Genomic DNA, 12211 nt, shown 5'->3' with positions numbered 1-12211 from the left:
GGCTCCTGCTTAAGGCCGCGTGGGTGCGGCGTCAGTGGCTACGTAGGACCTGGGCAACGGTCGCGACATTGTGGGCGAGGTGCAGCGGATTGATGGTCCCGACAATAGCACTGGCAACGCCCGGATGTTCAAACAGCAACTCGAAACTGGCGCGCACCGGGTCCACGCCCGGACTCAGGCATGCGTGACCGCTGGCGAGGGCTTTCTTGACCAGAATGGCTTTGCCGTGTGCAGCAGCATAGTCAATGACGGCCTTCTCGTTTTGTTCGTTCAGATTGTAGGTGACCATCGCGCAGTCGCCTTGCTCCAGCGCCTTCAATCCACCTTCGACGGTCTTGCCGGAAAACCCGAAGCCGCGAATCTTGCCTTCGGCCTTGAGTTCGGCGAGGGTTTCGTAGACTTCGCAGTCATTGAGGATCGCCAGGTCGTTGCCATCGGAGTGCACCAGCACCAGATCGATGAAGTCCGTTTCCAGGCGTTGCAGGCTGCGCTCTACCGACATGCGCGTGTGTGCCGCGCTGAAATCGTGACGGGACTGGCCATCGGCAAATTCTTCACCCACCTTGCTTACAATTACCCAATCCTGACGCTGGCCACGCAGCAACGGACCGAGGCGTTCTTCGCTGCGGCCATAGGCCGGGGCAGTGTCGATCAGGTTGATGCCCAGGTCGCGGGCGAGTTTGAGCAGCATGCGCGCTTCATCGTCATCGGGAATCCGGAAGCCGCTGGGGTATTTCACGCCTTGGTCGCGGCCCAGTTTCACCGTGCCCAGGCCCAGGGGTGAAACCAGCAGGCCGCTGCTGCCCAGCGGGCGATGCAAGTCATGCAGGGTCGGTTGGCTCATGGCAGCAGTTGCTCCCAGGCCGGTACGCCCATCGGCGGCCTCGGCAGTTCAGGCAACGCTGCCGGGTGACCTGGCTGGATACCGTCGCGGGTCAGGCTGGCGATGACCCGGTCAGCGAAGTCCGGCGCCAGGGCGAGTTTGGTTGGCCAGCCCACCAGCAGCCGGCCTTCTTCTGCGAGAAACGCATTGTCGGGTCGGGTCAGGCCCGATTGCAGAGGTTCGGCGCGATCCACGCGCAGGGTGGCCCACTGCACTGTGCTCAGGTCGATCCACGGCAGCAACTGGCCGAGTTCTTTCTGTGCGGTGGCGATTTGCTCCGCAGGCTCACGGAGCACGCCTTCGCTTTCGGCGATGTCGCCACCCATGTACCAGACCCATTGACCGTCGGCGGCCGGGTGGGTGGTGACGGTAATGCGCGGTTTGGTGCCGCCGCCCAGGCAGTGGGCGTACAGCGGTTTGAGGCTCGGCCCCTTGGCGATGATCATGTGCAGCGGTCGACGCTGCATCGCCGGCTCGCTGAGGCCCAATGCTTCGAGCAGTTGCGCCGTGCCCGCGCCGGCGCTCAAGACGATGCGCTGGGCGCGGATCTCGCGCTCATCGACGATCAGGCCGACCAGCACGCCACCCTCCAGCAGCGGTTCGATTTTCTGCCCGGCGAGCAAGCCGTCACCGGCGAGGTCGGCCAGGCGCTGAATCAGGCTCGGCACATCGATCACCAGTTCCGCCAGGCGATAGACCTTGCCCTTGAAGCGCTTGTCTTGCAGCGCGGGCGGCAACTGGTCGCCCTTGACCTGATCGACGCGACCGCGCACGGCCTTGCTGGCGAAGAAACTGGTCAGGTTGCCGGCGAGGGTGCCAGGGGACCACAGGTAATGGGCTTCGGAGAGCAGGCGCACACCAGACAGGTCCAGCTCGCCGTCACCGGCCAGGGCTGCACGCCAGCGGCGCGGCATATCGGCGATGGCTTCCGAAGCGCCGGTCAGGGCACCGTGCAATGCGTACTTGGCACCACCGTGGATAATGCCCTGGGACTTCACGGTCTGCCCGCCGCCGAGGCTGGCGCTTTCCACCAGCACGGTCGAAAAACCCTGGCGGCGCAGGCGCGCGTTCAGCCAGAGGCCGGCGACACCAGCGCCGACAATCAGAACGTCGGTGGAAATAACGGATGGCATGCAGCGACCTCTGTGTTCAAGACGAGGGCGCAGTATACAAGGGCGGCGGGTTAGATGTTTGTAGGAGCTGGCTTGCCAGCGAAAGCGGTGTGTCTGGCACACCGCTTGGGCTTGATCGCCAGCAAGCCGGCTCCTACAGGTTCTTAATGGCCGGCAGTCTTGGAGAAGAGCTGGATGACCACAACCCCCAGCACAATCAACGCCATCCCCAGCATCGCCGGAACATCCAGCTTCTGCCCGTAGATAAACAGCGCCGCGACGCTGACCATCACGATCCCCATGCCGGCCCACACGGCATACGCCACACCCACGGGAACGCTGCGCACCACCAGGGTCAGCATCCAGAAGGCAATGCCGTAGCCGAGGATGACCAGCACCAGTGGCAGCGGGGTGCTGAGGCCTTTGACGGCTTTCATCGAAACAGTGGCAATCACTTCGGCGCAGATGGCGATGGCCAGGTAGTAGTAAGCGGTCATGGGTCAATCCTCGTGTGAAGTGTTGCTCTCTGAGGTCGGCATTCTAGTGATTTGCCAGATGCGGTAAAGTCATTACCTATCTGTTCAAGAGATGGGTTGAGCCATGAGCATGCAGTGGAATCTGGAGCAACTACGGTTGTTTGTCAGCGTAGCGGAGCAGCGTTCGTTTTCTGCCGTAGCGCGGGATCAGCGCAAGGCGCAGTCGGCGGTCAGCAGTGCGATAGCGTTGCTGGAGGATGACCTGGGCGTCAGCCTGTTCGACCGCAGCAGCGGCCGTCAACCGAAGCTCACTGAAGCCGGTACCGCGTTGCTGGACGAAGCACGGGAAGTGTTGCGTCAGTGCGAACGACTCAATGGCCGGGCATTGGCGATGATGCGCGGCCAGGAGGCACGACTGCGCGTGGCTCAGGATGAGGCGATGCCTTATCAGCCGATCATCGAAAGCTTCGAGGCCCTGGCGGAAAAATTCCCCAGCCTTGAAGTGCAACTGACCAGCGCCGCTCAGGGCGATGTCGCGCGCAAGCTGGTGGAGCGGCGCGCCGACCTGGGGTTGCTGTTCTTTCACGATCAGATTCCCGAGGCGCTTGAGCGTCGCGTGCTGGGCAGCGTGGAAATGGTCACGGTGTGCGGCAAGGATCATCCGTTGGCGGGCAAGGGCACGGTGGACGGCCAGCAATTGGCGCAGCATCGGCAGTTGCTGATGTCCACGGAGTCGAGCATTTATCCCGGCAGTGATCCCGCCAGCCCGCAAGTCTGGCGCGCCGACAGTTTCTATGTGATGGCCGAATGGCTGGTGCGCGGCCTCGGCTGGGCGTGGTTGCCGCGCCACGTGGTGCAATACCCGACTTATCAGAACCAGATGGTCGAACTGGTCAGCGAATGGACCCCGCCGGCCCTGGTGGTGGAGCTGGTTTGGCGCCGGGACGAGCCGCTCGGTCCGGCCGCGCGCTGGCTCGCCGAACGTTTTGCCGTGCACTTGCAGACGATTGGCGAAAAAAGCCGATAAACTCCGGCGCCATGAATAGAACTCTCTACACCGCGCTGTTTTATCTGGGGCTGCCACTGGTAGCGATTCGGCTTTGGCTGCGCGCACGCAAGGCGCCGGCGTATGCCAGGCGCATCGGCGAGCGCTTCTCCTATGGGATGCCGGCGATGAAACCGGGCGGCATCTGGGTGCATGCCGTGTCGGTGGGCGAAAGCATTGCTGCCGCGCCGATGATTCGCGCCTTGCTGGCGCGTTATCCGAATCTGCCGATCACCGTGACCTGCATGACCCCGACCGGTTCGGAACGCATCCTGGCCCTGTTTGCCAATGAGCCGCGCATCCAGCACTGCTATCTGCCTTACGATTTGCCGTGCGCCGCCCGGCGCTTCCTCGATCGGGTCCGGCCAAAACTGGCGGTGATCATGGAAACCGAGCTGTGGCCCAACCATATCCATCAATGTGCCAAACGCGGGATTCCCGTAGCGCTGGCCAATGCGCGACTGTCCGAGCGTTCGGCCAGGGGCTATGGCCGCTTGCGCAAACTGACCCAGCCGATGCTGGCCGAGATGAGCCTGTTCGCGGTGCAGACCGAAGCCGAAGCCCAACGCTTCCGTGATCTGGGCGCGCGGCCGGAAACCGTCGAAGTCACGGGCTCGATCAAGTTCGACCTGACCATCGACCCGCAACTGCTCGAGCGCGCCAGCCAGTTGCGTGGGCAATGGCAGGCGCTGGAGCGACCGGTGTGGATCGCGGCCAGTACCCATGACGGCGAAGACGAGGTCGTGCTGGCGGCTCATCGTCAGTTGCTGGCCAGTCATCCCGATGCGTTGCTGATTCTGGTGCCGCGTCATCCGGAACGCTTCAATTCGGTGTACGGGCTGTGCCAGCAACAAGGGTTTGCCACCGTCCGGCGCTCCAGTGGCGACGCGGTCAGTGCCGATACTTCAGTGTTGCTGGGTGACACCATGGGCGAGTTGCTGTTTCTCTATGCCCTGGCTGACAGTGCTTTCGTCGGCGGCAGCCTGGTGCCGAACGGCGGGCATAACCTGCTGGAGCCGGCGGCCCTCGCCAAACCGGTGCTGAGCGGGCCGCATCTTTTCAACTTCCTCGAAATCGCTGCGCAGTTGCGCAGTGCCGGGGCGTTGCAGGAAGTGGAGGATGCCGAAGGGCTGGCGGTAGCGGTGCAGCGGCTGTTCGAACTGCCGCGTGATGCACAGTGCATGGCAGAGGCCGGGTTGAAGGTGATGCGCGCCAACCAGGGGGCGTTGCAGCGCTTGCTGGATGGATTGGGGCGGTTGATCGAGCGGTAGACCGCGCTGCCTTCATTCGCGAGCAAGTCGAATCGTCGCACCGCCGCTCCCACATTGGGCAACTGTCGTACACAAAACCTGTGCTCGCAGAAGATCCAATGTGGGAGCGGGCTTGCTCGCGAAGCTTTTGCTTTTACTGCTCCGGTCGTGCTTTCAACTGCTCCTCTGCCGCCTTGGCCAGATCCGGTGGCAGGAAATCCTTGTCCGGGTTGTAGTTGGGATTGAGCCAGCGTGCCAGGTTTTGCAGGTCCCCCGGATTCAACGTGCCGGCCTGTTGCTTCAGGCGCAGGTTGTCGAGGATGTAGTCGTAGCGGGTGTTGTTGTAGTCGCGCACCGAGTTGTAGAGCGAGCGCTGCGCATCCAGCACGTCGACGATGTTTCGCGTACCCACCTGATAGCCGATTTCAGTCGCTTCCACCGCGCTCTGGTTGGAGATGATCGATTGCTTGCGCGCCTGTACCTGCTCGACATCGGTGTTCACCGCGCGGTGCAGGTCGCGGGTGTTTTCCACGATGCTGCGGCGCAGGGCTTCGCGTTGCTGCTCGGTCTGGTCCAGTTGTGCATACGACTGGCGCACCTGGGAGTTGATCAGGCCGCCGCTGTAGATCGGGATGTTCAGTTGCAGGCCGACGGTGGTTTGATCGACGTCGCCGCCGTACGCCTGGGGCAGGTTGTTCGGGTTGCTGAAGCCCAGTGCGTCGTTGTCGCCTTTCTCGTACTTGGCGATCGCGTCAACCGTTGGCAAGTGCCCGGACTTGCGCTGCTTGAGGGTTTGTTCGGCGGCGCTGACGGCATAGTTGCTGGCCAACAGATTGAGGTTCTGCCTGCCCGCGGTTTCGACCCAGGCCTTGGCGTCGTTCGGTACTGGCGGCAGGATCGGCAGGTTATGGCTGATGCCCCAGATCGAGTTGTACTGACGGTTGGTCAGGGTGATCAATGCTTCAAAGGCGTCGTCCACCTGACGCTGCGCAACGATGCGGTTGGCGCGTGCGGTGTCGTAGCTGGCCTGTGAGTTCAACACGTCGGTCTTGTCCGAGAGGCCGACATCGAAACGCTCGTTGGATTGATCGAGCTGGCGCTTGAACGCCGCTTCTTCGGCCTTGGTCGAGGCCAGGTTGTCCTGGGTGCGCAGCACATTGAAATAGCTGTCGGCGGTTTGCAGGATCAGGTTCTGCTCGGTCGCCGAGAGTTGCAGGGCGGCTTGTTCGTTGACTTCCTTGGCGGCCTGGAACTGGAACCAGCGGTCAGCCCGGAACAGCGGCTGCGCCAAAGTGGCCTGGTAGGAATGGGCATCGCGGTTGGACGTGCCCGAAGGTTGATCGAGCGAGGTCCGCACCTCGGAAACATTGGCGCCGCCCGAGAGGTTCGGCAGCAGCCCGGCGCGGGCCTGGGGCACGACCTCCTTCTGCGCGCCGTATTGGGCGATGGCCGCCGCCAGATCGGCGTTGTTGTTGACGGCTTCCTGATAAACGCTGACGAGGTCGTTCTTGTTCGATAAGGGCGCATCTGCTGCCCAGGCCAATCCGTTGGACGCACAAGACACGGCAAGGGCCAGTGAGAGTTTGCGCAGCATAGACGATCCCTAGAATTGATATTACAAAGGTAATTTGAGCGCCAAGGCTAAGGCCCTGCTTCGACAGCGTCAATGCGCGGCTCAGCGTAGCGAGTGTAGTTGCGCATTGGGGGGGCAACAATCCTGATACTGCGTGTTATTACGCCATTCATCATGGTATTTGCCTCGGGGTTGGCGTTCTTTGCCAGTTGTGTCTAGACTGGCCGGGTTCTTGTCGGGGTGCCTTGCTATGAGGCTGAGATCGAATAATTTCGGATCCCGTTGAACCTGATCAGGTTAGCGCCTGCGTAGGGAACAAGATTTCTCGTCACCCGGCGAGTCCTCTTGTGCTTCGTCCGGGAAATTGTTCGACAATCGAACGCTCCCCGTGTGACGACGCACAGCACCAGTCCTGGTGCGTCCGTGCCTTTCAGGTTCTGCTCCGACAATCCACTGCCTGGATGCTGTCTGGAGAGCCCGTGATGACCATAAAAGCAAAAAACGCGATCAACCTCAGTGAGTCGGCCAAGGTCGATGAGCAGTCGGTTCAACCTTTTACCCGTTCGCAAAAAGTCTACGTCCAGGGCTCTCGTCCGGACATCCGCGTGCCGATGCGCGAAATCACCCTCGACGTGACGCCGACTGACTTCGGTGGCGAAATCAACGCCCCGGTGACTGTCTACGATACCTCGGGTCCCTACACCGATCCCAACGTGGTGATTGACGTACGTAAAGGCCTGGGCGACGTGCGTTCGGCGTGGATCGACGACCGTGGTGACACTGAACGCCTGAGTGGCCTGAGCTCGAACTTCGGTCAGGAGCGCCTTGCCGATCCAGAGCTGACCAAACTGCGCTTTGCCCACGTGAACAACCCGCGCCGCGCCAAGGCCGGGGCCAACGTCAGCCAGATGCACTACGCGCGCAAAGGCATCATCACCGCCGAGATGGAATACGTCGCCATCCGCGAAAACATGAAGCTGCAAGAGGCCCGCGCCGCCGGCCTGTTGAAGCAACAGCACGCCGGCCACAGTTTCGGCGCGAGCATCCCGAAAGAAATCACCCCTGAATTCGTCCGCGAGGAAATCGCCCGCGGCCGCGCGATCATTCCGGCCAATATCAACCACACCGAACTGGAACCGATGATCATCGGCCGTAACTTCCTGGTGAAGATCAACGGCAACATCGGCAACAGCGCCCTGGGTTCGTCCATCGAAGAAGAAGTGGCGAAACTGACCTGGGGCATTCGCTGGGGTTCGGACACGGTCATGGACCTGTCCACCGGCAAGCACATCCACGAAACCCGTGAGTGGATCATCCGCAACTCGCCGGTGCCGATCGGTACGGTGCCGATCTACCAGGCGCTGGAGAAGGTCAACGGCGTGGCCGAAGACCTGACCTGGGAGCTGTTCCGCGACACGCTGATCGAACAGGCCGAGCAGGGCGTGGACTACTTCACCATCCACGCCGGCGTGTTGCTGCGCTACGTACCGATGACCGCCAAGCGCGTGACCGGCATCGTGTCCCGTGGCGGCTCGATCATGGCCAAGTGGTGCCTGGCGCACCACAAAGAGAACTTCCTCTACACCCATTTCGACGAAATCTGCGAAATCATGAAGGCCTACGACGTCAGCTTCTCGCTGGGCGACGGCCTGCGTCCGGGCTCGATTGCCGACGCCAACGACGAAGCGCAGTTCGGCGAGCTGGAAACCCTCGGCGAGCTGACCAAGATTGCCTGGAAACACGACGTACAGTGCATGATCGAAGGCCCGGGCCATGTGCCGATGCAGTTGATCAAGGAGAACATGGACAAGCAGTTGGAGTGCTGCGACGAGGCGCCGTTCTACACCCTCGGTCCGCTGACCACCGACATCGCGCCGGGCTACGACCACATCACCTCGGGCATCGGTGCGGCGATGATCGGCTGGTTCGGTTGCGCCATGCTCTGCTACGTGACGCCGAAGGAGCACTTGGGCCTGCCGAACAAGGATGACGTGAAGACCGGGATCATCACCTACAAGATCGCCGCGCACGCCGCCGATCTGGCGAAGGGGCACCCGGGTGCACAGATCCGCGACAATGCCTTGAGCAAGGCGCGTTTCGAGTTCCGCTGGGAAGACCAGTTCAACCTGGGCCTCGATCCGGACACCGCGCGCTCGTATCACGACGAAACCCTGCCGAAGGATTCGGCCAAGGTCGCGCACTTCTGCTCGATGTGCGGGCCGAAGTTCTGCTCGATGAAAATCACCCAGGAAGTCCGCGAGTATGCGGCCAACCAACGGATCGAAGCGGTCGACGTGGACGTCGCCCAGGGCATGGCCGAACAGGCCGAGCGCTTCAAGCAGGAAGGCAGTCAGCTGTACAAGAAGGTTTGATGCCAACTGTAGGAGCCGGCTTGCCGGCGATTGCGGTGCCACTGATGCACCGCGTCGCCTTTGATCGCTGGCAAGCCAGCTCCTACAGGTCTGTGCAGACCACAACAACAAATGTCCCTCTGAGATAACACCCTTGAGCATTCAACTCAGCACTTACTCCCCCGACGTCGCGGTGCCGACCGACAAACGTGTGTTCGGCGGTCGCGATCTGTTTTCCCTGTGGTTCTCCCTCGGTATCGGCCTGATGGTGTTGCAGACCGGTGCATTGCTCGCACCGGGCCTGGGCCTGTCCGGTTCGTTGCTGGCGATTTTCCTCGGCACCCTGGTCGGCGTTCTGCTGCTGGCGGCGGTCGGGGTGATTGGCAGTGACACCGGCCTGTCGTCGATGGCCGCGCTCAAGCTCAGCCTCGGTGCCAAGGGCGCGAGCCTGCCGGCGGTGCTGAACCTGCTGCAGCTGATCGGTTGGGGTTCGTTCGAAATCATTGTCATGCGCGATGCCGCCAGCCTGTTGGGCGCGAAGGCCTTCAGCGAAGGCAGCCTGCTGTCGAATCCGCTGCTCTGGACCCTGTTCTTCGGCGCCCTGGCGACCTTGTTGGCGGTTAGTGGCCCGCTGACTTTCGTCCGGCAGATCCTGCGCAAGTGGGGTATCTGGCTGCTGCTGGCCGCGTGCATCTGGCTGACCTGGAACCTGTTCGCCAAGGCTGACCTGGCCGCGTTGTGGGCCCAGGCCGGTGACGGTTCGATGCCGTTCGCCGTGGGTTTCGACATCGCTATTGCCATGCCGCTCTCGTGGCTGCCGCTGATCGCCGACTACTCGCGGTTTGGCAAGCGGGCGAAAAACGTCTTCGGTGGCACGGCCATCGGATTCTTTATCGGTAACTTCTGGCTGATGAGCCTGGGCGTGGCCTACACCCTGGCATTCGCGCCGAGCGGTGAAGTCAATGCGTTGCTGCTGGCGCTGGCCGGTGCCGGCCTGGGGATTCCGCTGCTGCTGATTCTTCTGGATGAATCGGAAAACGCCTTTGCCGATATTCACTCGGCGGCGGTGTCCAGCGGGATTCTGTTGCGTGCCAAAGTCGAGCATCTGGCCCTGGCCATCGGCGTTATCTGCACGCTGATTGCCCTGCTGGCGCCATTGGCCCAGTACCAGAACTTCCTGCTGCTGATCGGTTCGGTGTTTGCGCCGTTGTTCGGCGTGGTGCTGGTGGACCACTTCATCCTGCGCAAGCGCAGCGGCCAGGTGGCTTCAGCCGCTTTGCGCTGGCCGGCGCTGCTGGCCTGGCTGGGCGGGATCAGCACTTACCATCTGCTCGCCAACCTGTATCCGGATGTCGGCGCCACCCTGCCGGCGTTGGTCCTGGCAGGGTTGCTGCAGCTGGTGCTGGGCCGGGCCTTCAGTTACGGCCGGGAAACAGCTCGGGTTTGATGATGCCGTTCAGGCGAGGGTAGGGGATCTTCAGTTCGACATGGCCCAGCGCGTAAGGCGCAATGGTGCTGGTTTCGTACTTGAGGATCACCCCGCCGTAGGTCAGCGCCACGTTCTGGGTTTTCTGGAACGGCCAGCTCTTGACGAACTCCGGTTCCTGATCGAGCTTGGTGCTGATCAGCCAGCTGTTGTGTGCCACTTGCGCGGCTTTCCAGAACGCGTCTTCCTGCCCCGGCACCAACATGTCGGACAGCGTCAGTACTTTATGCTGCTGGCGCGAGTAGTTGATGAAACCCCGCCCTGGCGTGCCATGGGCTCCGCCGGTGTCCAGGTAGCTGGACAATTCGATGATCACCAAGCCGTCATGCTGCTCACGTACCTTCGCTTGCAGATAGCTGCTGTTGCGCGGGCCGGCGGTGCGCAGGAACTCTTCGCGATAGGCCGCCAGGGTCGGTGCCACCGGCGCATCGGGCGAGGTGCGGGTCATTTGCAGCAGGCGCTTTTCGATGATGTCGTCCAGTGCAGGCTCGTCCGGAAAGTGCAGGGTGTCGATGTTGACCAGCGGACACTCCGGGTTGCTGCAACCGGGCTTCAGTTGCTCGGAAGCGTCGCGGGTGGTTTCCAGCGGCGTCCGGTAGTTGGGCTGGAACAGGCTCGCGCAAGCGCCCAGGGTCAGGGCGATGGCGGCCACGGAGGCGATTTTGAAAAGCGACATGGGCGTCCTTTCTGAAACAGGGGAAGGCAAAAAGTTACCGGCTTCGACTCTCAACAAAGCAATCAGTTCGCCACTAAGCTAATTAGAGAGGGTTTCGCCTTCACCGTCCATCCCGCTGACGGGAAAGGGGCTGCATCAAACATCACGGGCGCGTTAGGATGGCGCGAAGTCGAGGCACAGGAAAAAAGCAGCCTCGTTCAGGATTTTGCAGTAACGAGGATAATCATGACGGATTTTGCCAACGCCATTCCGACCGCCGTTGATATCGTGCGGCGCGAAAAATGCTACGAGGGTTTCTACAAACTCGAACGCGTGCACTTGCGCCACGAATTGTTCGCCGGGGGCATGAGCCGTGAGATCAATCGTGAAGTGTTCGTTCGCCATGATGCGGTCTGCATGCTGCCTTACGATCCGCAGCGCGATGAAGTGGTGCTGATCGAGCAGTTTCGCGTCGGCGCCATGGGCAAGACCGACAACCCGTGGCTGATCGAACTGGTCGCTGGTCTGATCGACAAGGATGAAGTGCCGGAAGCAGTTGCTCACCGCGAAGCGCAGGAGGAAGCTGGGCTGGAAATCGGGGCGCTCTGGCCGATGCTCAAATATTTTCCATCGCCGGGCGGCAGTAACGAATTCGTGCATTTGTACCTGGGGCGTTGTGACACTACCGGGGTTGGCGGCCTGCATGGGCTGGAGGAAGAGGCAGAAGATATCCGCGTCACGGTCTGGGCTTTCGAAGATGCCCTGCAAGCCGTGCGCGACGGGCGAATTGCCAACGCGGCGAGCATCATTGCCTTGCAATGGCTGGCTTTGAACCGCGTTGAAGTGAGGGGGTTATGGTCGTAAACAAGCTGCGCGATCGCTATCGGGTAGATCTGGTGGGGCTGCAAGCGTCCTGCGAGGCGAACTACGCGCGCCTGATGCGACTGCTGCCGGACATGCGCAGCGAGCCTGCCGCGCGGCGCATCGCCGTGACCCATGGCGACCAGATGCTCGGCGTGCTGGCCCTGGAGGTATTGCTGACCTGTCCTTACACCACGACCCTGCAAGTGCGCCAGGAACACAGCCTGCCGTGGCTGCCGGTGCCGCAACTGGAAGTGCAGGTCTATCACGACGCACGCATGGCCGAAGTGGTCAGCGCCGAACATGCACGACGCTTTCGCGGCATCTATCCTTACCCGAACGCCTCGATGCACCAGCCGGACGAAAAGGCCCAGCTGAACATGTTTCTGGGCGAATGGCTGAGCCATTGCCTGGCGCTGGGGCATGAGTACGAAGTCGTACGTTAACGGCCAAGCGCAGTTGTGAACTGCGTCAGGTTCACGGATTTCCCCTTTCGATCGTCCCCCAGCATAATTGCGG

General features: G+C 61.8%; 11 protein-coding genes and 1 riboswitch. Of the genes, 6 read left to right on the top strand and 5 right to left on the bottom strand.

All coding sequences use genetic code 11. From position 1 onward, the window contains the following. Positions 1-31 precede the first annotated feature (31 nt). The 3 genes from AB7M25_RS27775 to AB7M25_RS27765 all read right to left on the bottom strand — a co-directional run bounded on the left by AB7M25_RS27775 (position 32) and on the right by AB7M25_RS27765 (position 2492). Positions 32-844 carry an aldo/keto reductase gene (locus AB7M25_RS27775; protein WP_429382564.1) on the bottom strand — a complete coding sequence of 271 codons (813 nt, stop codon included), beginning with the start codon at positions 842-844 and terminating at the stop codon, positions 32-34. Then, entirely contained in the window at positions 841-2016 is a 1176-nt protein-coding gene (locus tag AB7M25_RS27770) for an NAD(P)/FAD-dependent oxidoreductase (protein ID WP_429382562.1), read from the bottom strand. The genes AB7M25_RS27775 and AB7M25_RS27770 overlap by 4 nt, the downstream gene beginning before the upstream one ends. Positions 2017-2159: 143 nt before the next feature. Then, complete coding sequence (locus AB7M25_RS27765) at positions 2160-2492, bottom strand: DMT family transporter (RefSeq protein ID WP_007977444.1); 333 nt, start codon at positions 2490-2492, stop codon at positions 2160-2162. 103 nt (positions 2493-2595) lie between these two features. Here AB7M25_RS27765 and AB7M25_RS27760 point away from each other — a divergent pair, with 103 nt between their 5' ends. Both AB7M25_RS27760 and waaA read left to right on the top strand, forming a co-directional pair. After that, the gene (locus AB7M25_RS27760; protein WP_015093203.1) at positions 2596-3498 is read left to right on the top strand and encodes a LysR family transcriptional regulator; all 903 of its coding nucleotides are present in this window, start codon (positions 2596-2598) and stop codon (positions 3496-3498) included. 11 nt (positions 3499-3509) lie between these two features. Continuing rightward, entirely contained in the window at positions 3510-4787 is a 1278-nt protein-coding gene (gene waaA, locus AB7M25_RS27755; protein ID WP_429382557.1) for a lipid IV(A) 3-deoxy-D-manno-octulosonic acid transferase, read from the top strand. A gap of 133 nt (positions 4788-4920) precedes the next feature. Here waaA and AB7M25_RS27750 read toward each other — a convergent pair whose 3' ends face one another. Next, positions 4921-6360 (bottom strand): TolC family outer membrane protein, encoded by a 1440-nt coding sequence (locus AB7M25_RS27750; protein WP_015093205.1) that lies wholly within the window; start codon positions 6358-6360, stop codon positions 4921-4923. 205 nt (positions 6361-6565) lie between these two features. Continuing rightward, positions 6566-6671: riboswitch (TPP riboswitch) on the top strand. 150 nt (positions 6672-6821) lie between these two features. Here AB7M25_RS27750 and thiC point away from each other — a divergent pair. Together thiC and cytX are read left to right on the top strand one after the other, a co-directional pair. After that, positions 6822-8711 carry a phosphomethylpyrimidine synthase ThiC gene (gene thiC / locus AB7M25_RS27745; RefSeq protein ID WP_007977453.1) on the top strand — a complete coding sequence of 630 codons (1890 nt, stop codon included), beginning with the start codon at positions 6822-6824 and terminating at the stop codon, positions 8709-8711. Between the two features lie 133 nt (positions 8712-8844). After that, a complete protein-coding gene (gene cytX, locus AB7M25_RS27740; RefSeq protein WP_454238239.1) occupies positions 8845-10137 on the top strand; it encodes a putative hydroxymethylpyrimidine transporter CytX in 1293 nt (430 codons plus the stop codon). Here the strand turns inward: cytX and AB7M25_RS27735 are convergent. Further along, complete coding sequence (locus AB7M25_RS27735; protein WP_429382552.1) at positions 10106-10852, bottom strand: RsiV family protein; 747 nt, start codon at positions 10850-10852, stop codon at positions 10106-10108. The genes cytX and AB7M25_RS27735 overlap by 32 nt on opposite strands. A gap of 225 nt (positions 10853-11077) precedes the next feature. Here AB7M25_RS27735 and AB7M25_RS27730 point away from each other — a divergent pair, with 225 nt between their 5' ends. Further along, positions 11078-11695 carry an NUDIX domain-containing protein gene (locus tag AB7M25_RS27730; RefSeq protein WP_015093209.1) on the top strand — a complete coding sequence of 206 codons (618 nt, stop codon included), beginning with the start codon at positions 11078-11080 and terminating at the stop codon, positions 11693-11695. Then, entirely contained in the window at positions 11686-12138 is a 453-nt protein-coding gene (locus AB7M25_RS27725) for a DUF1249 domain-containing protein (protein ID WP_007977461.1), read from the top strand. The genes AB7M25_RS27730 and AB7M25_RS27725 overlap by 10 nt, the downstream gene beginning before the upstream one ends. Positions 12139-12211 lie beyond the last annotated feature (73 nt).

The sequence above is a fragment of the Pseudomonas sp. AP3_22 TE3818 genome (assembly GCF_053628995.1).
Note: the sequence above shows the minus strand (reverse complement) of the source record. Positions and strands in the feature narration are given on the sequence as shown.